This window comes from Streptomyces flaveolus (assembly GCF_000716535.1).
Lineage (GTDB): Bacteria > Actinomycetota > Actinomycetes > Streptomycetales > Streptomycetaceae > Streptomyces > Streptomyces flaveolus_A.
In genome coordinates this window covers 82,632-103,507 of record NZ_JNWV01000034.1, presented here as the reverse complement: position 1 = coordinate 103,507, position 20,876 = coordinate 82,632, and the positions used below count along the sequence as shown (strand labels likewise).

The following is a 20,876-nucleotide window of genomic DNA, read 5'->3' as shown; positions in this document are numbered from 1 at the left end:
CGCCACCCGGTACGACAAGACCACCGAGTCCTACCAAGCAGCCATCACCCTCGCATCGCTCCTGATGTGGGCGTGACATTTGACGACAGAACCTAGGGCCTGCCGCCACGTTCCTGTCCGCATCGCGACGTCCGGCACGCCAGGGCGTGAGAGGTGGCCCCGCTTGCCGCACCGGGCGAAGCGCCGCCCTCCGGGCGATGACGGCAACGTGATGACAGACGCGGCCTGCCGCCCCGTTCCCGACTCGGCGTGCCTCTCGGCCACGTGCGTCCTGCGGCGTGTTCCAATCGGGCATGGCCTCGTCCTGGACTGGTGAACGGGTACGCCTGCGTGCCATCGAGCCCGACGACTGGACAACGTTCGCGCGCTTCGCCGACGACGCGCGGCGCGTGGGGCGGCTGGACCTGCCCCGGTCCGCCGAGAGCTACCGTGCCTGGGCGAAGGAGCAGGCCCTCGCCGGGAGCGAGGACGACCGCTTCCGCTTGGCAGTCGAGACGACGGCCGGCAGGGAGCTGGTCGGCACGGTCGCCTCGCACCGCACCGGCCGTCATTCGGGCTGGTTCGAATTCGATGTCACGATCGGCGCCGAGCACCGGCGCAGGGGCTACGCCGGAGAAGCCCTGACGCTGCTGCTGCGTTTCATGTTCGCGGAGCGGCGCTATCACAAGTGCGTGGCAGTGGTCTTCGCCCACAACGAGGCGTCGCTGGCACTCACTCGCCGGCTCGGCTTCACCGAGGAGGGGCGCTTGCGGGAACACGTCTTCTTCGCCGGTCGGCACCACGACCTCGTCGTGCTGGGCCTGCTCGCCGACGAGTTCGGCCGACGGCACCCGACGAGCGGACCGTGACGGGCGAGCCGGTCACCCTGAGGGGGACCGCTCCGGGTCCCGTGAGGTGGCACGCAGGCGCAGGCCGGGGGTCGCGAGACCTTCGAAGGTGGTGACCTGGAAGCAGGGTTCCGGTGCGGGCGGCTCGCTCAAGCGGTGGCGGCGGGCCGTGTGCGCGGTCAGGAGCGTCAGCATCGCCATGGCCAGGGCGGCTCCCTCGCAGCCGTGCGGCCCGGTGCCGAAGGAGAGGAAGGGCCCGGGGTCCGCCGCCGAGCCCGACCCGTCGAGCCAGCGCTCGGGCCGGAACCGGTCCGGCTCGGCGTGCTCCCGTGCGTCTCGGTGCGCGGTGTAGGGACAGACCAGAACGGTGGCCCCGGCGTCGAGGGTGTAGTCGGCGAGCTCGGTCCGCCGCGCGGTCCGCCGGGTCAGCAGCCAGCTCGGCGGGTACAGCCGGAGCACTTCGCGTACCAGTGCCTGGGTGTACCGCAGGTCGTCCAGGTGGGCGCTGGTCGTCGCGGCGGGGTCGGCGGGCAGCGAGGCGGCTTCGGCCGCGACGCGGTCCGCGGCCCGCGGGTGCCGGGCCAGGTGGAGCAGGATCCATCCGGCTGCCCGGGTGGGTGCCTCGAAGGTGGCGACGGTGATTCCGGGCAGGGTGTCGAGGACGGCCTCCTCCGGCAGCGGGCCGTAGCGGGAGGAGGGCTGGAGCATCTGCCCGAGCACGTCGTCGCCGAGCCGGCCCGACGCAAGGCGCCGGCGGACGACGGGCCGCAAAGCGTCGGTGAAGGCGGCCTGCTGCCGTGTGCGGAACCGCCGTGCCGGGGTGGGGACCCACCGCGGCCATTCCCAGCGGGAGGGGCGTACGAGCACTTCCCGGGCCAGGAAGAGCCCCGCGGCGAAGGGCAGCAGGGTCGCGGCGTCCTCGGAGAAGAGGTAGCGGACGCCGATCTCCGCCAGGGCGTGCCGGGCGGCGGGCAGCACCTCGACGTCCTGGTCCGTGGGCCACTGGTCGGCGAAGAGCGCGGCTCCGGGCGCGATCTCGCCCACCCGGGCCGCTACCGCCTGGGCGCGCAGTCCGCGCATGCGGGCGGCGTGGGCGTGCAGGCGCTCCTGCGCCGTCGGCGCCCCGTTCGACCCCTTCAGGGGCGGGAAGAGCGGCGAGGGTGCCTTGGGGAAGTCCTCCGCGCGGCGCAGGACGGCTTCGCACGGCCCGGCCGCGGCGGCCACGTAGACACCCGGCTCCAGCTGCCAGACGTCCCCGCACTCGTCCAGGCCACGACGTGCCATCGCCAGCCGGTCGCGGCTCCAGGCTGCGTAGCCGCCCCCGGGCAACCGCGGCGGCTCATTCATCCGGCCCATGAGATCGTCCCCCGGCCCATGAGATCGTCCCCTGCCTGCGCAGCTGTCCAGGCCGATGTCGTAGGCAGCGGGGCTCACAGTCGGCGGGCGCCCGGGGCGCCCGCCGGGAGTGCCCTCGGAGTCAGTCGTCGCCGGCGTACGCGTCCCATTCGTGGGATCCGTACGCACCGTAGTGGCGGGTGAAGGACAGCTTGCCGAGCAGCTTGGCGATCATGATGCGCTCCTCTCGCCTGTCTGAGCCCTTCCAGCCGGGGGTCCGATGCCCACCAGCACCAGATGCCACAAGCGCCATCCTCCCACACATACCGGATATGTCATATCGGTGGCCCAGGCGCCGGGGCGTGGGCCGGGTGCGCGGAGGGGAGAGCGATCGGACGCCTCCACGACGCGGGTTTCCGCGAACGGAGCGGCACCGAACGCGGCTGGGAACACCGCCCACGCCGACCGGACCCGTCCCGTGTCCGTCTGTCGCCCTACATCCCCGGCCGGTACCGCAGGGGATGGTCCGACGGGATCTCGACCAGGACGATCGGGGTGCCGTCCGGGTCGCTGATCCACATCTCGACCAGGCCCCACGGCTCCCGCACCGGAGGGCGGACGATCTCGACGCCCCGTGCCCGCAGTTCCTCGCCCGCGGCCGTCACGTCCTCGACCTGCAACCACAGCCGCGCCGCCGGCGAGGACGGGGCGTCGGACCGGCCGGACACCTCGAGGAAACCGCCGCCGAGGAAGTAGACCGTGCCGCGCTCGGGGCCGGTACCGAACTCCCGGTAGACGGACAGCCCCAGCTGCTCGCCGTAGAAGACGCGGGAGCGTTCGGGGTCGGTGGGCCGGAGCAGGATCCGGCTGCTGAGTACATGCACCATGCGGGGGGAGCCTAGCGGCAGCGTTACCCTCGTCCGTGGCTCAGCCACGCCCGAGATCGGAGACCGCGACCATGGACACCCCCGCCACCGGACTGACCTTCCGGGACGCCACCGACGCCGACGTCGACGCCCTCGTCGCGCTGATCGAGTCGGCGTACCGGGGGGACAGCAGCCGGGCCGGGTGGACCACCGAGGCGGACATCCTGGAGGGGCAGCGCACCGACCCGCAGGGCGTGCTGGAAGTGATCAAGGCCCCCGGGAGCCGCCTGCTGACCGTCGAGCGGGACGGCCGTATCGTCGCCTGCTGCCAGCTGGAACACCGGGGCGAGCACGCCTACTTCGGCATGTTCGCGGTCAGCCCCACCCTGCAGGGCGCGGGCCTCGGCAAGGTCGTCATGGCGGAGGCGGAGCGCCTGGCCCGGCAGACCTGGGGAGCCACCGAGATGCAGATGACGGTGATCTCCCAGCGGGAGGACCTGATCGCCTGGTACGAACGCCGCGGCTACCGCCGTACGGGGCAGACCCAGCCGTTCCCGTACGGCGACGAGCGCTTCGGCATTCCGCGGCGCGCCGACCTGCGGTTCGAGCTGCTGGTCAAGCCGCTGGTGTGACGATGCGGCAGGCGTCCGGACCCGGGCCCGGACGCCTGTGTCACGCGGTGAAGCGGCCCGTGCGCTTGATCTCCGGATAGTCGGTCGTCGCCCCGTCCAGCTCCAATGCGCGGACCAGCCGGAGCTGGTCCTGCGTGTTGACCACCCAGCCGATGATCCGCAGCCCGGACGCGCGCGCGTGCTCGACGATCTCCAGGGTGAGCCGGCGGATGTTGAGACACACCGTGGCGGCGCCCACGGCGACGGCGCGGTCCACCACGTCGGTGCCGTACCGGCTCGCGACCAGTGCGGTGCGCACGCCCGGCACCAGCCGGGTGATCTCGGCGACCGCGTCGTCCTGGAACGAGGACACCTCGACCCGCGCGGTCAGGTCGCGCGCGTGCATCACTTCGGCCAGCGCCCGCGCCGCGGCCACGTCCTTGATCTCGGCCTGCAACGGCGTGTCCACCGCGTCCAGGACCTCCTCGAACACCGGCACCCGCTCACCGCGGCCCGCGTCCAGGGCGCGCAGCTCCGCCAGGGTCTTCTCGGCGATCGGTCCGGAGCCGTCGGTCGTACGGTCCACCTCTGCGTCGTGCATGACGACCAGGGCGCCGTCCTTGCTGAGATGCAGATCGAGTTCGATCAGGTCGAGGCCGGCCTGCTGCGCGGCGACGAAGGAACGAAGGGTGTTCTCGGGCTCGACGCCCATGACACCGCGGTGACCGATGGTAAGGAAGTTCAAGGTTCAACTCGCTTCCGTCGACGGCGGCTCGGCGACGCGCGGACCGACGGCCCCCGTACCGGACGTCGTCGTCCACGCGGCAGGCTCGCAGCCTAATGGCCGGGCCGCGCGTTGAACCCGTGGCTGCACCGGGCTTTCGACACCCGGGCGGCTGCCGGCCGGCCGGGATCCGCTCTGACCGTCCCATCGGATCATGGCCGTCCCCGGCTCGCACGTTCTCGCGGAAGTGAGCGTCGTCACGGTTTACGGCAGGAAAAACGTCGGTGACCAAGGGGGTCGACAGAATAATTTCCCGATCCTGCTCTTGCTGAGAGAAACCGGGTATGCATACGGTGTCCATACGCGAGGTTCTCCTGTGGAGGATGGGACATGACGGAAATTCTTGTGCAGTCGGGTGCGGAGGATCGGGTTTCTCCGCTGACCAGGGTGGTGGAGCACCCGGCCTGGCCCGTGCTCAAGGATGCCGTGGAGCGGATCCGGCCATGGCAGTCGAAGGACGGATCGATCGACTTCGACGCCGAGGGCGCCCCGCAGCGGGCCGACGCCCTGGCGGCCGTCGAGCGTGTCGCCGGCGCGGTCGAGCAGCTCTCCCCGCTCCTTCCGCATGACGCCGTCTACCACCAGGCGCTGGTGAAGGACCTCCGCCGCTGGGCCGAGGGCGGCTTCCAGGTGCCGGACTTCCTGGACTCCCTGCTGGCCTTCAACCCGGCCGCCGACCGCGCCGACGGCCTGCAGCACCTGGTCGTCTTCCCGATGTACACGCAGAACGGCAACCCGGACCGCAACCTGGAGGCGGTCGTGCTGCGCATGGTCTGGCCGGACTGGCTGGCCGAGCTGGAGCGCACCCGGTACGACAACCCGCTCTTCTGCGGCATCGCCTTCGAGGACTTCACCTCGGGCTACGACACCAACTCCGCCGTTCTCTTCCCGGAGACGATCGCCGTCCGCGAAGCGCCGGAACGTTTCTCCTGGGGCGGCATCTTCTGCGACCGCGAGGCCGCCCGCTTCCGCCGCGTGACCGAGGCCGCCGTCGACCTCCTGGGCCTGGAGCTGCCCGAGGACATCGCCGCGATGGTCCACGACCAGAAGCGCTGCGAAGACGCCTTCGTGCTCTGGGACATGGTCCACGACCGCACCCACAGCCACGGCGACCTGCCGTTCGACCCGTTCATGATCAAGCAGCGCCAGCCGTTCTGGATGTACGGCCTGGAGGAGCTGCGCTGCGACCTCACCGCCTTCAAGGAGGCCGTGAAGCTCCAGGCGGACGGCGTCCCGCAGGCCCGTGACGTGCAGTACGCCGTCCTCTTCGACCGTATGTTCCGCTTCCCGGTCACCGGCGACCGCAACCGCAACTACGACGGCCTCGGCGGCCAGCTCCTCTTCGCCTACCTGCACAAGCACGACGTCGTCCGCTGGACCGACAACAAGCTCTCCATCGACTGGGAGCGCGCCCCGCAGGTCACCAACCAGCTGTGCGCCGAGATAGAGAAGCTCTACCGGGACGGCATCGACCGCCCGAAGCTGGTGCACTGGTTCGCCGGCTACCAGCTGGTCTCCACGTACCTCGCCCCGCACCCGGGCTCCAAGTGGGCCAAGGGCCCGGACGCCCTGGACCTGACCCAGCCCCCGCGCAAGCTCGTGGACGACGTGCTTCCGGACGAGTTTCCGCTGAGCATGTTCTATGAGGCGCTGTCCAAGAAGCTGAAGAATGTGATCGCCTCGACGAAGGGCATCACGGCGGACACCGCCGAGCGGGTCGCCGCGTGAGCGACCGCGTCCAGGACACTGCTTCAGAGGGGAAGAACATGAGGAACGGCGCGAACGGGCCTCTCAGCGGTGCGGTGATCGCGGTGGCCGGTGCGGGCGGACCCGCCGGCCGCGCGGCCCTGCTGCGCCTGGCCGAGGCCGGGGCGACCGTCGTCGGGGCGGACAACGACCCGCAGCGGCTCTCGGAGGCCGTCGACGCGGCCCGGTACGCCTCCGGTGGCGCGACCGTCACCGGTGACACGGTGGACCTGCTGGACCTGCAGTCCACCCGTGAATGGGCCGCGCACATCGAGAAGGACTTCGGCCGGGTCGACGGGCTCGTGCACCTGGTCGGCGGCTGGCGCGGCAGTGAGACGTTCACCAAGACCAGCCTGGACGACTGGGACCTGCTGGAGCTGCTGCTCGTCAAGACCGTGCAGCACACCTCCCTCGCCTTCCACGAGGCGCTGCAGCGCAGCGAGCGCGGCCGGTACGTGCTGATCAGTGCGGCCGGTGCGTCGAAGCCGACCGCCGGCAACGCCGCGTACTCCGCGGCCAAGGCCGCCGCCGAGGCGTGGACGCTGGCCCTGGCCGACTACTTCCGCAAGGCGGGCGGCGCCGAGGGGCCGACGTCCGCGGCTACCATCCTGGTGGTGAAGGCGCTGGTGCACGACGCGATGCGCGCCGAACGCCCCAACGCGAAGTTCGCGGGCTTCACGGACGTCAAGGACCTGGCCGAGGCCATCGTGGGCGTCTGGCACAAGCCCGCCGCGGAAGTGAACGGAAACCGTCTGTGGCTGACCGAGAAGCCGTGAACCCTCCGAAGACCGACGCGCGTCGCCACCACGACCCGCAGGTCCGCGGTTTCGCCAGTGACAACTACGCCGGAGCCCACCCGGAGGTGATGGCCGCCCTGGCGTTGGCCAACGGCGGCCACCAGGTGGCGTACGGCGAGGACGACTACACCGAGAACCTCCAGCGGATCATCCGGAGCCACTTCGGGGCCACCGCGGAGGCCTTCCCGGTCTTCAACGGCACCGGCGCGAACGTCGTCGCGCTCCAGGCGGTCACCGACCGCTGGGGCGCGGTGGTCTGCGCCGAGAGCGCGCACATCAACGTGGACGAGGGCGGTGCCCCCGAGCGCATGGGCGGGCTCAAGCTGCTCACCGTGCCGACGCCGGACGGCAAGCTCACGCCCGAGCTGATCGACCGGCAGGCCTGGGGCTGGGAGGACGAGCACCGGGCGATGCCCCAGGTCGTGTCGATCACCCAGAGCACCGAGCTGGGCACCCTCTACACGCCCGAGGAGATCCGCGCGATCTGCGAGCACGCCCACGCGCACGGTATGAAGGTGCACCTGGACGGCTCCCGGATAGCCAACGCCGCCGCCTCCCTGAACGTGCCCATGCGGACGTTCACCAACGCGGTCGGCGTCGACATCCTCTCCCTGGGCGGGACGAAGAACGGCGCCCTGTTCGGCGAGGCGGTCGTCGTCCTGAATCAGGACGCGGTGCGGCAGATGAAGCACCTGCGGAAGATGTCGATGCAGCTCGCCTCCAAGATGCGCTTCGTCTCCGTGCAGCTGGAGGCCCTCCTCGCCAAGGACCTGTGGCTGCGCAACGCCCGGCACGCCAACGAGATGGCCCAGCGGCTCGCCGAGGGCGTCCGCGCGGTCCACGGCGTGGAGATCCTCTACCCGGTGCAGGCCAACGGCGTCTTCGCCAAGCTCCCGCACGACGTGAGCGAGCGGCTGCAGAAGCGGTTCCGGTTCTACTTCTGGGACGAGGGTGCGGGGGTGGTGCGCTGGATGTGCTCCTTCGACACCACGGAGGACGACGTCGACACGTTCGTGGCGGCACTGAAGGAGGAGATGGCGCGCTAGCCGCCGACACTCTCTCCGATCTGCATAGGTATGCGATCACTCGAAAAGTCATTGACGCTCGGGTGATCGCTTTCCTATGCTCTGCGGGCATGGAGCTCATCCAGGACACCGCCGATCTGTCCGCCTACCTGGCCGCCGACCAGGTCATCGACCATCACCATCCAGTGGTCCGGGAGGCCGCCGCCCGGCTGGCGGAGGAGGTCGCCGACTCGTATGAATATGCGCGGGCCGCCTATGAATTCGTCCGGGACACCATCCCGCACTCCCAGGACTCCGGCGACCTCCGCGTCACCTGGCGCGCCTCCGACGTGCTGGCTCTCGGTACGGGCATCTGTTACGCCAAGTCCCACGCCCTGGCCGCCCTGCTGCGGGCCGAGGACATCCCGGCCGCGCTGTGCTACCAGCGGCTGTCGGACGGAGAGGGCGGGCACGTGGTCCACGGCCTGGTCGCCGTCCGCTTCCGCGGGGCCTGGCACCGGCAGGACCCTCGCGGCAATAAGCCGGGCGTGGACGCCCGGTTCTCCCTGGACGGCGAGCGGCTGGCCTGGGTCCCCGATCCATCGTCCAATGAGATGGACTATCCAGTCCTGTATGCTGAACCACACCCGGCCGTTCTCGCCGCCCTGCGGGCCGCTCCCGACCGGCCGTACCTGTGGAAGACGCTCCCCAGCACCCTCTGAGGCGGGACAGATGACCTTCACCCTCACCGTGTCCGACGAGGTCCGCGCCCTCGCCCCCGGTTTCACCCATGTCGCGATCGAGGCGCACGATGTCGTCAACGCGCCCAGCACCGAGGCGAGTTCGGCCCTGCTGGACGACGCCGCCCGTCGCCTCGCCGCCCGTCTGGCCGGACGCGCGCCCCACGAGGATCCGCACATGGCTGCCTGGCGCGAGGTGTACACCGCCTTCGGCGCCAAGCCCTCCCGCACCCGCAACTCCGCCGAGGCGCTGGCCAAGCGGGCCCTGTCCGACGCCGGACTGCCCCGGATCAACCTGCTCGTGGACCTGTACAACGCCATCAGCGTGGCCCGCCTGATCCCCGTCGGAGGCGAGGACATCGACCGGGTGCAAGGGGGGATGCGGCTGGTACGGGCCATCGGCGAGGAGGACTTCGTGACGGTCGCGGCCGGCGCGGAGGCGGTCGAACACCCCGAGCCCGGCGAGGTGGTGTGGCGCGACGACGCCGGCGTCACCTGCCGCCGCTGGAACTGGCGTCAGGGTCCGCGCACCCGGCTCACCGAGGAGACGACCTCCGCCGTCTTCCTCCTGGAGACCCTGGCCCCCGTGCCGGTCGAGGAGGCCCGGTCAGCGGCCACCGAACTGGCCGAACTCCTGGAGAAGTTCAGCCCCGGGGCCCGCATCGAGGTGCACGAGCCGGTGTCGTCGGGCAGCGCCGGCTGAGGTTCGGTTCGCATCCTGCAACGGCGAGGGCGACGGCCGTTCGTGGGTCCTGCGCCCGGCGGACCGATGGCCGGGCGGAGCTGAACGCCCCAGGCCGAGCCCCTGGCTGTGCGGGACGGGGTGTTCTCGCTGTACCTCCGGTCGGGCGGAGTTGGGGCCTCCTGGCCGAGCCCCTGGCTGTGCGGAACTGGGCGCTCCCGTTGGATTTCCGGCGGGCGGAGCTGAACGCTCCCGGCCGAGCCCCTGGCTGTGCGGGGCGGGGTGTTCTCGCTGTACCTCCGGTCGGGCGGAGTTGGGGCCTCCTGGCCGAGCCCCTGGCTGTGCGGAACTGGGCGCTCCCGCCGAACCCCCGGCGAGCTGAGCTGGGCGTTCCCGTTGGATTCCGGGCGGGCGAAGCTGAACGCTCCCGGCCGAACCCCTGGCTGTGCGGGGCGGGGTGTTCTCGCTGTACCTCCAGCCGGCGGAGTTGAGGCTCCTGGCCGATCCCCTGGCTGCGCGAGGCTGGGCGTTCCCGCTGGATTTCGGGCGGGCGGAGCTGAACGCTCCCGGCCGAGCCCCTGGCTGTGCGGGGCCGGGGGTTCCCGCTAAATCCCCGGCGGGCGGAGCTGAACGCTCCCGGCCGAACCCCCCGGCGGGCGGAGCTGGGCGCTCCTGCTCAACCCCCGGCGGGCGGAGCTGGGCGTACCCGCCGGACCCCGGCGGGCGGCACTGGGGCTCCCGGCCCAACCCCGGCCGGGGCCCGTGTCCTTAAGCCCCCTGCCGTAGGCCTCAGTGGGCCTCCGCCGTGCGCAACGCCTCGGCCGTCGGTGCCGTGCCGCCCAGGTGGGTGGGGAGCCACCAGGTGTCCTCCGCGTCCTTGGGGCGGCCCGGGTAGGCCCGCTGGGCGGCGTCCACGAGTTCCTGGACGCGTTCGCGCAGGCGGCGGGTGATCGCGCCGGCGTACTGGTCGCGCGGTGCCTCCACCGGCTCGCCCACGCGGATGGTGACGGGCAGGTGGCTGCGCTTGAAGTTGCGGGGGTGGCCCTTCGTCCACAGCCGCTGCGTGCCCCACACCGCCATCGGGATCAGCGGGACGCCCGCCTCCTGCGCCAGGCGGGCCGCACCCGACTTGAAGCTCTTCAGCGTGAAGGACTGGGAGATCGTCGCCTCGGGGAACACCCCGATGATCTCGCCGGAGCGCAGCGAGTCCAGCGCGTGCGCGTACGCGGCCTCGCCCTGTTTGCGGTCCACCGGGATGTGCTTCATGCTCCGCATCAGCGGCCCGGAGACCTTGTGCCGAAAGACGGACTCCTTCGCCATGAACCGCACCAGGCGCTTCTGCGGCAGCGCGGCCAGGCCGTTGAAGATGAAGTCCAGGTAGCTGATGTGATTGCTCACCAGCACCGCGCCGCCCGTGCGCGGGATGTTCTCCGACCCCTGACAGTCGATCTTCAGGTCCCAGACCTTGAACAGCGTCTTGGCGAAACCGATGACGGGACGGTAGACCAGCTCTGCCATGGGCGGGGTGGACCCTTTCTGCTCTGCTCGGGAAAGGGGCTCCCGGCGGGAAAGTTACGCAGCCGTAGGTTTACGGCGTCTCGCAGATCGTGCCCGAAGAACGGACGGGGAGCCAGTCCTGGTGCCCCGCGGCGGCGAGATCCTCGTCACGTCGGCCTACATCCCACCGTGGATCCTCACTCTCCTTTACTCCACCCGTGTTCTGGTTCCCCGTGGAAGCGGGAACATGTCGCACCGCGACGGCGGCCGCCGCCTCCGGCGGGCCCCGGGGAATCATCGCGGCCGCGGGAACGCTTCTGTTGAAGACGACGGGACCGGCGGTGTGCCGGGCGGTGCTCGCGGCGGCGGGCGCCCATGGAGTGCCGCACGAGCGGCGGAAGGGGAGGACGCGGGTGCGCGGCCACGACGACGGCAAGCGGTTCGGCGCGGCCGAACTCGGCGGGGAACTGGGGGAGCGCGCCACACTCGTGCAGTTCTCCAGCGCCTTCTGTGCGCCCTGCCGGGCCACCCGGCGCGTCCTCGCCGAGGTCGCCGGAATGGTCCCGGGCGTGACCCACGTCGAGATCGACGCCGAGGCCCACTTGGACCTCGTACGCGAACTGGAGATCCTCAAGACGCCCACCGTCCTGGTCCTGGACGCCGGCGGGCGGGTGGTGCGGCGCGCCACCGGACAGCCCCGCAAAGCCGACGTCATCGCCGCGCTCGGGGAGGCCGTGTGAGCCGGTGTCAGGGAATGGTGAGACATCTTCCAGATCCCGGAACCAACTTGACTGCACGCGCCACCTATCGTCAGCCTGACCGTATGCCGACCGAACTCCTTCTTTACGGGCGGGTCCACGTCGACCTGGCCCGCACGGCGAGCGCGCGCTGTCCGGTCCGTTGAGCTGCCACGGATCCACGCCCCGACTTCCGCAGAAGGACAACTCCATGACGGCCACGCCCGACCTCGGCACCGCTCAGCTCGCCTCCCCCGACCTCCTGCGCTCCACCTTCCGCCGGCACGCCGCCGGTGTGGCGGTGATCACGGCGCGTGGCGCCTCCGGCCCGGTCGGCTTCACCGCCACCTCCCTGACCTCCGTCTCCGCCGACCCGCCGATGGTCTCCTTCGGCATCGGCACCGGCGCGTCCTGCTGGCCCGCGGTGGCCGAGGCCGACCACGTCGGCGTGCACATACTCGGCGAGCACCAGAGCGAGCTGGCCGCCACCTTCGCCCGCAGCGGCGCCGACCGCTTCGGTGCGCCCACCGCCTGGCGGGAGGGCCCGGAAGGCGTACCGGTGCTGGACGACGTGCTCGCCTGGCTGGTGTGCCGGATCGTCGGGCGGGTCCCGGCCGGTGATCACCGGATCGTCCTCGCCGAGGTGGTCCTCGGCGATCCCTCGGGCGCCGGCCGCCCGCTCCTCTACCACCAGGGCCGGTTCAACGGCCTGCGGGATTGATCACGTCCTGATGGCCTCACCCCCTCCTGCAAGGCGGTCGAGTTCCGGTTACGCTGCGTTGCGAAGGTCACAGTTCAAAGCGCTTGCTTAGCGGGCATGGACTGGGTGTACTGGCGAGTAATATTTCGTTCGGAGCGCGCGGACGCCCCGACCGGGATCGGCCGCTTGAGGCGCCTATGCTGCCTGCAAGAGGCAGCCCGAAATGACGATGCAGTAGGAGAGCCGGCGTGAGCTTGAGGATCGTTGTCACTGTGAAGTACGTGCCCGACGCCACTGGCGACCGGCACTTCGCCGATGACCTGACCGTCGACCGCGACGACGTGGACGGTCTGCTCTCCGAGCTGGACGAGTATGCGGTCGAGCAGGCGCTGCAGATCGCGGAGAACGCTGACGACGCCGAGGTCACCGTCCTGACGGTCGGCCCCGAGGACGCCAAGGACGCGCTCCGCAAGGCCCTCTCGATGGGTGCCGACAAGGCCATCCACGTCGAGGACGACGACCTGCACGGCACCGACGCCATCGGCACCTCCCTGGTCCTGGCCAAGGCCATCGAGAAGGCCGGCTACGACCTGGTCATCTCCGGTATGGCCTCCACCGACGGCACCATGGGCGTCGTCCCCGCGCTGGTCGCCGAGCGTCTGGGCGTCCCGCAGGTCACCCTGCTGTCCGCGGTCTCGGTCGAGGACGGCAGGGTCAAGGGCCGCCGCGACGGTGACGCCGCCTCCGAGCAGCTCGAGGCACAGCTCCCGGCCGTCGTCTCCGTCACCGACCAGTCCGGCGAGGCCCGCTACCCGTCCTTCAAGGGCATCATGGCGGCCAAGAAGAAGCCGGTGGAGTCCTGGGACCTGTCCGACCTCGACATCGAGGCCGAGGAGGTCGGCCTGGACGGCGCGTTCACCAAGGTCGAGACCGCGACCGAGCGTCCGGCCCGCACGGCCGGCACCATCGTCAAGGACGAGGGCGAGGGCGGCAAGCAGCTCGCTGAGTTCCTCGCGAGCCAGAAGTTCATCTGAGGCTCGCCCCCGCTGACCGCCCCTCAACTTCGTTTCGCAGGAGAGCAATCCCATGGCTGAAGTCCTCGTCTACGTCGACCACGTGGACGGTGCCGTCCGCAAGCCCACCCTGGAGCTGCTGACCCTGGCCCGCCGCCTCGGTGAGCCCGTCGCCGTCGCGCTGGGCAACGGCGCCGCCGACACCGCCGCCACGCTCGCCGAGCACGGCGCGGTGAAGGTCCTCACCCACGACGCGTCCGAGTACGCCGAGTACCTGGTCGTGCCGAAGGTGGACGCCCTCCAGGCCGCCTACGAGGCCGTCTCCCCGGCCGCCGTGCTGGTCCCGTCCTCCGCCGAGGGCAAGGAGATCGCCGCCCGCCTGGCACTGCGCATCGGCTCCGGCATCATCACCGACGCCGTCGACCTGGAGGCCGGCGACGAGGGCCCGGTGGCCACCCAGTCGGTGTTCGCCGCGTCCTTCACCACCAAGTCCCGTGTCATCAAGGGCACCCCGGTCATCACGGTCAAGCCGAACTCGGCCGCCGTCGAGGCCGCCCCGGCCGCAGGCGCGGTCGAGGCCCTGTCCGTGACCTTCTCGGACAAGGCGACCGGCACGAAGATCACCGGCCGTACGCCGCGTGAGTCGACGGGCCGCCCGGAGCTGACCGAGGCCGCGATCGTGGTCTCCGGTGGCCGCGGTGTGAACGGCGCCGAGAACTTCGCGATCATCGAGGGCCTCGCCGACCAGCTCGGCGCGGCCGTCGGTGCCTCGCGTGCCGCCGTCGACGCCGGCTGGTACCCGCACACCAACCAGGTCGGCCAGACCGGCAAGTCGGTCTCGCCGCAGCTCTACATCGCCAACGGCATCTCCGGCGCCATCCAGCACCGCGCCGGCATGCAGACCTCCAAGACGATCGTGGCCGTCAACAAGGACGCCGAGGCCCCGATCTTCGAGCTGGTCGACTTCGGTGTGGTCGGCGACCTGTTCGACGTCGTGCCGCAGCTGACCGAGGAGATCAAGGCCCGCAAGGGCTGAGTCTCCCCAGGGCGCGCCCGAGGCCCCGGTGACCGATCCCGGTCACCGGGGCCTCGGTGCATCCTGGTGCTGGAGCGGGCGGATGCGGGCGACCAGCGTCCGGACGGGGTGTTGACCAGGGAGAATCACCCGGATAACTTCATTCTACGGATTGTTGATTCCGTAGAGCGGAAATTTGGAGGGTGTGGGATGGGTCAGCAGGAGAAGGTGGCGACGAGTCTCGCGGGTGCCGTCAGCGAGGAGATCAGCGCCTCCCTCGCACCGGTCGACGCGGAGCTGGAGCGCCGCTACCCCGGAGACCCCGGCACCCGGCAGCCCGTCCACACCGTGTACGTCCCCGGGGACGCCTTCGCCGCCGACACCCTCCGCTCCTGGGGTGACCAGGCGCTCGCCCTGCTCGACGAACACGCCCCGGACGCCGCCTCCTTCGCGGCGGTCCTCGGCCTGTCCGACGAACTGGCCGAGCCGGTCCACTCCCGCGTCCGCGCCAAGCTGGAGCGCGAACCCGTCGAGGACCTGCGCGTCGACTTCGAGGACGGCTACGGCCCCCGGCCCGACGCCGAGGAGGACGAGACGGCCGCCCGAGCGGCCCGCCTGATCGCCGAGGCGTACGCGAACGGCACGGCGGCGCCGTACATGGGCATCCGCATGAAGTGCATGGAGGCGGCCGTACGCGACCGGGGCATCCGCACCCTCGACGTCTTCCTCACCGGCCTCATGGAGGCCGGCGGCCTGCCCGAGGGCCTGGTCCTCACCCTGCCGAAGGTCACGTACCCCGAGCAGGTCGGCGCCTTCGTCCGGCTCCTGGAGGCCTTCGAGAAGGCGCACGGCCTGGACGCCGGCCGCCTGGGCTTCGAGATCCAGATCGAGACCAGCCAGGCCATCCTCGCCGCCGACGGCACCGCCACCGTCGCCCGCATGATCCAGGCCGCCGAGGGCCGCGCCACGGGGCTGCACTACGGCACCTTCGACTACAGCGCCTGCCTCGGCGTCTCCGCCGCCCACCAGGCCAGCGACCACCCGGCCGCCGACCACGCCAAGGCGGTCATGCAGGTCGCGGCGGCCGGCACCGGCGTCCGTGTGTCCGACGGCTCCACCAACGTCCTCCCCGTCGGCCCGACCGCCAAGGTCCACGACGCCTGGCGCCTCCACTACGGCCTCACCCGCCGCGCCCTCGCCCGCGCCTACTACCAGGGCTGGGACATGCACCCCGGTCACATCCCCACCCGCTACGCCGCCGTCTTCGCCTTCTACCGAGAGGGGTTCGAGCAGGCGGCGGCCCGCCTCGCCCGGTACGCCAACCGGGCCGGGGGAGACGTCATGGACGAGCCCGCCACCGCCAAGGCCCTCAGCGGCTATCTGCTCCGCGGCCTCGACTGCGGCGCCCTCGACCTCCCCGAGGTCGCCCGCCTCACCGGCCTGACCCGCACCGACCTGGAAACCTTCGCCGCCCCCCGCCGCGGCGACCTGACGGCGTCCGCGCAGTAGCGAGGGCAGTTGCGTCCGAGACGCGAACGGGCCGGAGCGAGCCGGGAGTTCGGGGCCGCGGAGCTGGGACCGCAAGAGTGCCGCGCTGATCGAGAGCCTGCCGACGGCGATGGCTGCGGCGGTCTGCGACGACGGGTAGTGACGGAACCGGCGCGGCAGGACCGGCGACGACACCCGGGGGGCGGAGCCGGCCGGGACGGCTGCGCAGGGCTCAGACCGCCGGAGGCAGTTCGCCCGAGCCGCGGGTGATCAGGCGGGTCGGCAGTTCGATGCGCTCGGGCGCGAGGAGCGTGCCGTCGAGCTGGCGGAAGAGGCGTTCGGCGGCGGTGCGGCCCAGGGCCGCCGCGTCCTGGGCGACGACCGTGACGCCGGGCTGGAGCAGGTCGGCCAGCTCGATGTCGTCGAAGCCGACGAGCGCCACCGCGCGGGACCACTCGGCGAGGACCCGGATCACGGTGACCGTCACCCGGTTGTTGCCGGCGAAGATCGCGGTGACCGGGTCGGCGCCGGACAGCATCTCCTCCGCCGCCCGGCGCACCCGCTCCGGGTTCGTCGCGCCGAGGGACATCCAGCGCTCCTCGACGGCTATGCCCGCGTCCTCCATGGCAGCCCGGTAGCCGCGCAGGCGCTCCGCCGCGGTGTGGATGCGCGGCATGTCACCGATGAACCCGATCCGGCGGTGGCCGTGCGCGATGAGGTGGGCGACCCCGTCGCGGGCGCCGCCGTAGTTGTCGGACAGCACCACGTCCGCGTCGATCCGTCCGGCCGGGCGGTCGACGAACACGGTCGCCACACCCGCCCTGATCTCCGGCTCCAGGTAGCGGTGGTCGTCCCCGGCCGGGATCACCACCAGACCGTCCACCCGGCGCGCGCACAGGGCCAGCGCCAATTCCTGCTCGCGCTCGGGGTCCTCGGCGCTGGAACCGTTGATCAGCAGGGCGCCGTGGGCGCGGGCCACCTCCTCGACGGCGCGGCTGAGCGGGCCGTAGAACGGGTCCGCGAGATCCTCCAGCACCAGGCCGATGCTCGCCGTCCGGCCCTTGCGCAGCACCCGGGCGCTGTCGTTGCGGCGGAAGCCGAGCGCCTCGATCGCCTCCTGCACCCGGCGCTCGGTGTCCGGGGTGACCCCGGGCTCGCCGTTGACCACCCGGGAGACCGTCTTCAGCCCGACCCCGGCGCGCGCCGCCACGTCCTTCATCGTCGGCCGGTTGCCGTACCGGTTCGCGGGAAGGCGGTCTGCGCGGCGGGTGGTCTCGGGCACGATGCGTCTGTCCTGTCTCTCGTCCGACTCGTCCACGGGGGGGTGCGCGGTCCGTGGGCTTGTATGAGGATGTGGCGTCGAGCATAGAGCCTGGACAACGTTGTCAGATGCGCGAGAGACTGTCCAACGCTGTCTCCGGCCTGCGCCCCCACCGCTTGACCGGCCTGCTTCTCTTTGGTTTTCAAGCTTGAACGGGGAGATCTGACTCTGATGCACACCGACCTCGTGGCGGCCCTGGACATCGGCGGCACCAAGATCGCCGGCGCGCTGGTGGACAGCGGCGGCCGGATCCTGGCCCGCGCCCAGCGCGCCACGCCCGCCCAGCAGGACGGCGAAACGGTCATGCGGGCCGTGGCCGAGGTGCTCGGCGAACTCGCCGGGTCGCCCCTGTGGGGACGCGCGGGTTCGGTCGGCATCGGCAGTGCCGGCCCGGTCGACGCCTCGGCGGGCACCGTCAGCCCGGTGAACGTGCCGGGCTGGCGCGACTTCCCGCTGGTGGACCGGGTACGCACGCTCACCGGGGGCCTGCCGGTGGAGCTGATCGGCGACGGTGTCGCGATCACCGCGGCCGAGCACTGGCAGGGCGCCGCGCGCGGCCACGACAACGCGCTGTGCATGGTGGTCTCGACGGGTGTCGGCGGTGGCCTGGTGCTGGGCGGGCGCCTGCATCCGGGGCCGACCGGCAACGCCGGGCACATCGGCCACATCAGCGTCGACCTGGACGGCGATCTCTGCCCGTGCGGCTCGCGCGGGTGCGTGGAGCGCATCGCCAGCGGCCCGAACATCGCCCGCCGGGCCGTGGAGCGGGGATGGCGCCCCGGGCCCGACGGTGACACCTCGGCCGCCGCGGTGGCCGCCGCCGCCCGCGCGGGCGACCCGGTGGCCGTGGCCTCCTTCGAACGGGCGGCGCAGGCGCTCGCCGCCGGTATCGCGGCCACCGCGACCCTGGTCGAGATCGATATCGCGGTGATCGGCGGGGGCGTCGGCAAGGCGGGTGACGTCCTGTTCACGCCCCTACGGAAGGCCCTCACCGACTACGCGACCCTGTCCTTCGTGCGGCACCTCACCGTCGTCCCCGCGCAGATGGGGACCGACGCGGGCCTGGTCGGCGCGGCCGCGGCGGCCCTGACCCGCACCCCGGACGCGACGGTGGCGAGCCACTAGGGGCTCCGCTGGATCAGGGTGGCGACCCAGCGGAGCCCCTGGCCCGGCTCGGGCTCAGACCCGGGCGGTGTCCGGAGCGGAGCCCCGGCGGGTCAGCAGGTGAGCTGGGCGTCCGCCCAGTCCGCGTGGTCCGAGTCGACGCCGTCGCCGCCGTCGGTGACGACCAGCCGTACCACCTGGGCACCGGTGACGTCGGCGGTGAGCGGCTGGGCGGGCATCGCGTTGGTGAGGACGCCGGTGGACGCGGCCTTGGTGCCGTCGGCCCAGATCTCGAAGGCGACGGTGCCGTTCGTGCCCTTCTCGTCGTCCACGCCGACCTGCGCGGTGACCTTCTCGCACGCCTTGCCGGTGTAGAAGGAGACCTCGCTGAGCGCGTGGACGCCGAGCCCCTTTGCGTACACCGTCCCGCCGATGGTCAGCGGGTGCCCGTCACCGGCGGCGCTCTCACCGTTGCTGGTGTTCCGCTCCACCGGCCCCCAGCCGCTGGTCGCCGCCAGCCACGGCAGATCACCGAGGTACGACGTCCCGGAGGGCGGCGGCACGACGACGGACGCGGTCAGCGGAAGGGTGCTGGTGACCGCTGTGCCGGACGGCGAGCGGTAGCTCGTCGTGAGCGTGAGGCCGTAGGAGCCGGTCGGCGTGCCGGACGGCGCGGTCACCCGCCAGCCGGTGCGCAGTGTCCCTCCGGGGGCGAGGACTGCGGCCGAGGTCGCCGAGGTGGGCCGTACGGTCCAGCCGGCGGGGCCGGTCAGCGACACGGAGACCCGCCGCGCGGGTGTCCGGCCCAGGTCGGTGACGGTGCTGGTGAACGTGGCCGGGGTGGCGGCCTCCAGCAACGGGCTGCCGTCCAGACCGAGTTCCACGGCCGGCGGACGGTCGGCCCAGTGCGGGTCGGCCGAGACGCGCAGCAGGACCGTGCCGTGCGCCGGGACGGTGGCGGCGATGGTGCCGGCGGTGTTGTACGAGCGGTGCTGCCACAGGTCGCGCAGGACGTAGGCGTCGGCGTCCGGCAGGCCGACGGCGCCGGCGCTGGTGGCGATCCGCTGGGCGGTGCCGGACTCGTTGAAGAGGGCCACCGCGCGGCTGCCGTCCTTCATCTCCTTGGCGACGACCCAGCGCCCGCCCCCGGACGAGACGACGGTGCCCTGCTTGCCGAGCGGGTCCTGGTCGACGGCGATGACCTCCTTGTTGCCGAGGATGTCGTACGTCGCCTGGGAGGCCTTGCGCAGGTCGGTGCCGATGAGCAGGGGCGCGGCCATGACCGACCAGAGCGAGAAGTGCGAGCGGTACTCGGTGTCCGTCATGCCGCCGTTGCCGACCTCCAGCATGTCGGGGTCGTTCCAGTGACCGGGTCCGGCGTACGGCGCGAGCGGGAGGTTCTGCTTCAGGATCGACAGCATCGAGCTCCAGTTGTCGCTGATGTCACCGGTGGTCCGCCACAGGTGGCCGACGTCCGAGGCCCACTCCCAGGGCTTGTTCTGGCCCCACTCGCAGATGCTGTAGACGATGGGCCGCCCGGTCGCCTTCAGCGCGTCACGCATGGTCCGGTAGCGCTGCTGGGCGTCCACGCCCTGGTTGTTGCAGTTGTCGTACTTCAGGTAGTCCACGCCCCAGTCGGCGAACTGCCGTGCGTCGCTGTACTCGTGGCCCAGGGCGCCCGGGAATCCCACGCTGTCGCAGGTCTTGGTGCCGGCGCTGGTGTAGATGCCGAGCTTGAGCCCCTTGGCGTGGACGTAGTCCGCGACCGCCTTGATCCCGTCGGGGAAACGCACGGGGTCGGGCACCAGCTTGCCGTTCGCGTCACGGTCCGGCAGGGCCCAGCAGTCGTCCAGGTTGACGTACTGGTAGCCCGCGTCCTTCAGGCCCTTCTCCACGAACAGGTCCGCGATGCCCTTGACCATGGACGCGTTGAAGTCGGCGCGGCAGTGGGTGGAGTTCCAGTTGTTGAAGCCCATCGGCGGGGTGAGGGCGAGCCCGTCGGCCAGGGCGGGCGTGGCCGGGGTCTCGGCGGGGGCCGCCAGGGCGGGGGCGGCGAGGCCCGCCGCGCACAGCAGGCCGGCGGTGAGCGCTCCGGCCACTCTTCGGCGGGTGGTGGTGCGGGTCGTGCGGGTGTGAAGGTGACGCATCGTTGACGTTCCTCCGACTCGCGAAACAGGGATGACTGCATGTACGCGTCATCGGTGCGCGTTTACGGTAGGACGTGTCTGACTGTGTTGGAAGGGGGCTGTCAGGTGTTCGGGTGTGTTTGCTTAGGAGCCGTCTACGGCTTGGCGCGCGCGAGTCGCTGCGTGACCCCTGACCCCTCCTCGCAGTTGATCAGCGCATGAAGAAGCGCAGCATGCTCGCCATCGCCACCCTCGCCGCCGGATTCGTGGTGGCCGCCGTCACCCCGTCGCACGCGGCGGACGAGGGAACCCTCGGTGACCTCAACGTCTCGGACACCCTCGACACGGCCGGTCACCTCGTCGCCCAGGACAGCCTGGACGTCGACCACGGTGCCCTCGGACACGAGTAACCCCCGACGGCGTACGGCGTGCGTGCCGGTGTCCCCGCCGCAGGGGGCACCGGCACTCCCGTGTGCGCGCGGA

At 71.6% G+C, this 20,876-nt stretch carries 20 protein-coding genes; 14 read left to right on the top strand and 6 right to left on the bottom strand.

The genetic code is table 11. The annotated features are described in order from the left end of the window. Positions 1–293: 293 nt before the first annotated feature. Positions 294–848: a GNAT family N-acetyltransferase gene (locus tag OO52_RS33060; RefSeq protein WP_030652098.1), complete on the top strand. Its 555-nt coding sequence runs from the start codon at positions 294–296 to the stop codon at positions 846–848. 12 nt (positions 849–860) lie between these two features. Here OO52_RS33060 and OO52_RS33055 read toward each other — a convergent pair whose 3' ends face one another. Further along, complete coding sequence (locus OO52_RS33055; RefSeq protein ID WP_234339897.1) at positions 861–2,174, bottom strand: cytochrome P450; 1,314 nt, start codon at positions 2,172–2,174, stop codon at positions 861–863. A gap of 482 nt (positions 2,175–2,656) precedes the next feature. Beyond that, positions 2,657–3,049, bottom strand: coding sequence for a VOC family protein (locus OO52_RS33050; RefSeq protein WP_030652092.1), 393 nt, complete (start codon positions 3,047–3,049; stop codon positions 2,657–2,659). Positions 3,050–3,120: 71 nt separating this feature from the next. Between OO52_RS33050 and OO52_RS33045 the strand changes: the two genes are divergently transcribed. Next, on the top strand, positions 3,121–3,660 hold the full coding sequence (locus tag OO52_RS33045; RefSeq protein WP_030652089.1) for a GNAT family N-acetyltransferase: 540 nt from the start codon (positions 3,121–3,123) through the stop codon (positions 3,658–3,660). A 40-nt stretch (positions 3,661–3,700) separates the two neighbouring features. On the opposite strand, the gene OO52_RS33040 is transcribed toward OO52_RS33045, so the two are convergent. Then, positions 3,701–4,384, bottom strand: a complete 684-nt coding sequence (locus OO52_RS33040) for a glycerophosphodiester phosphodiesterase (protein ID WP_031186214.1) — start codon at positions 4,382–4,384, stop codon at positions 3,701–3,703. Between the two features lie 369 nt (positions 4,385–4,753). On the opposite strand from OO52_RS33040, the gene OO52_RS33035 reads away from it, so the two are divergent. From OO52_RS33035 to OO52_RS33015, 5 genes are all read left to right on the top strand, one after another. After that, on the top strand, positions 4,754–6,151 hold the full coding sequence (locus tag OO52_RS33035) for a DUF6421 family protein (RefSeq protein WP_030652084.1): 1,398 nt from the start codon (positions 4,754–4,756) through the stop codon (positions 6,149–6,151). Between the two features lie 38 nt (positions 6,152–6,189). Next, the gene (locus OO52_RS33030; RefSeq protein WP_030652079.1) at positions 6,190–6,945 is read left to right on the top strand and encodes an SDR family NAD(P)-dependent oxidoreductase; all 756 of its coding nucleotides are present in this window, start codon (positions 6,190–6,192) and stop codon (positions 6,943–6,945) included. Next, complete coding sequence (locus OO52_RS33025) at positions 6,942–8,012, top strand: threonine aldolase family protein (RefSeq protein ID WP_030652076.1); 1,071 nt, start codon at positions 6,942–6,944, stop codon at positions 8,010–8,012. Before OO52_RS33030 ends, OO52_RS33025 begins: the two co-directional genes overlap by 4 nt. Positions 8,013–8,101: 89 nt before the next feature. Then, positions 8,102–8,692 (top strand): transglutaminase-like domain-containing protein, encoded by a 591-nt coding sequence (locus OO52_RS33020; RefSeq protein ID WP_030652073.1) that lies wholly within the window; start codon positions 8,102–8,104, stop codon positions 8,690–8,692. Positions 8,693–8,702: 10 nt separating this feature from the next. Then, the gene (locus OO52_RS33015) at positions 8,703–9,413 is read left to right on the top strand and encodes a B3/B4 domain-containing protein (RefSeq protein ID WP_030652070.1); all 711 of its coding nucleotides are present in this window, start codon (positions 8,703–8,705) and stop codon (positions 9,411–9,413) included. Between the two features lie 768 nt (positions 9,414–10,181). Here OO52_RS33015 and OO52_RS33010 read toward each other — a convergent pair. Beyond that, a complete protein-coding gene (locus OO52_RS33010) occupies positions 10,182–10,910 on the bottom strand; it encodes a lysophospholipid acyltransferase family protein (protein ID WP_030652068.1) in 729 nt (242 codons plus the stop codon). A 299-nt stretch (positions 10,911–11,209) separates the two neighbouring features. On the opposite strand from OO52_RS33010, the gene OO52_RS33005 reads away from it, so the two are divergent. The 5 genes from OO52_RS33005 to OO52_RS32985 all read left to right on the top strand — a co-directional run bounded on the left by OO52_RS33005 (position 11,210) and on the right by OO52_RS32985 (position 15,863). Next, positions 11,210–11,629 carry a thioredoxin family protein gene (locus OO52_RS33005; protein ID WP_078629765.1) on the top strand — a complete coding sequence of 140 codons (420 nt, stop codon included), beginning with the start codon at positions 11,210–11,212 and terminating at the stop codon, positions 11,627–11,629. Between the two features lie 208 nt (positions 11,630–11,837). Next, on the top strand, positions 11,838–12,347 hold the full coding sequence (locus tag OO52_RS33000) for a flavin reductase family protein (RefSeq protein ID WP_030652063.1): 510 nt from the start codon (positions 11,838–11,840) through the stop codon (positions 12,345–12,347). A gap of 227 nt (positions 12,348–12,574) precedes the next feature. Continuing rightward, a complete protein-coding gene (locus tag OO52_RS32995; protein ID WP_030652060.1) occupies positions 12,575–13,360 on the top strand; it encodes an electron transfer flavoprotein subunit beta/FixA family protein in 786 nt (261 codons plus the stop codon). A 52-nt stretch (positions 13,361–13,412) separates the two neighbouring features. Next, entirely contained in the window at positions 13,413–14,375 is a 963-nt protein-coding gene (locus OO52_RS32990; RefSeq protein ID WP_030652056.1) for an electron transfer flavoprotein subunit alpha/FixB family protein, read from the top strand. Between the two features lie 189 nt (positions 14,376–14,564). After that, the gene (locus tag OO52_RS32985; RefSeq protein WP_030652052.1) at positions 14,565–15,863 is read left to right on the top strand and encodes a DUF6986 family protein; all 1,299 of its coding nucleotides are present in this window, start codon (positions 14,565–14,567) and stop codon (positions 15,861–15,863) included. 211 nt (positions 15,864–16,074) lie between these two features. Here OO52_RS32985 and OO52_RS32980 read toward each other — a convergent pair whose 3' ends face one another. After that, a complete protein-coding gene (locus tag OO52_RS32980; RefSeq protein WP_030652049.1) occupies positions 16,075–17,124 on the bottom strand; it encodes a LacI family DNA-binding transcriptional regulator in 1,050 nt (349 codons plus the stop codon). A gap of 210 nt (positions 17,125–17,334) precedes the next feature. Here OO52_RS32980 and OO52_RS32975 point away from each other — a divergent pair, with 210 nt between their 5' ends. After that, complete coding sequence (locus OO52_RS32975) at positions 17,335–18,288, top strand: ROK family protein (protein ID WP_030652046.1); 954 nt, start codon at positions 17,335–17,337, stop codon at positions 18,286–18,288. Positions 18,289–18,380: 92 nt separating this feature from the next. Here the strand turns inward: OO52_RS32975 and OO52_RS32970 are convergent, their stop codons facing one another. Further along, positions 18,381–20,414 (bottom strand): NPCBM/NEW2 domain-containing protein, encoded by a 2,034-nt coding sequence (locus OO52_RS32970; RefSeq protein ID WP_030652043.1) that lies wholly within the window; start codon positions 20,412–20,414, stop codon positions 18,381–18,383. A 197-nt stretch (positions 20,415–20,611) separates the two neighbouring features. Here OO52_RS32970 and OO52_RS32965 point away from each other — a divergent pair, with 197 nt between their 5' ends. Further along, complete coding sequence (locus OO52_RS32965; protein ID WP_030652040.1) at positions 20,612–20,803, top strand: hypothetical protein; 192 nt, start codon at positions 20,612–20,614, stop codon at positions 20,801–20,803. Positions 20,804–20,876 lie beyond the last annotated feature (73 nt).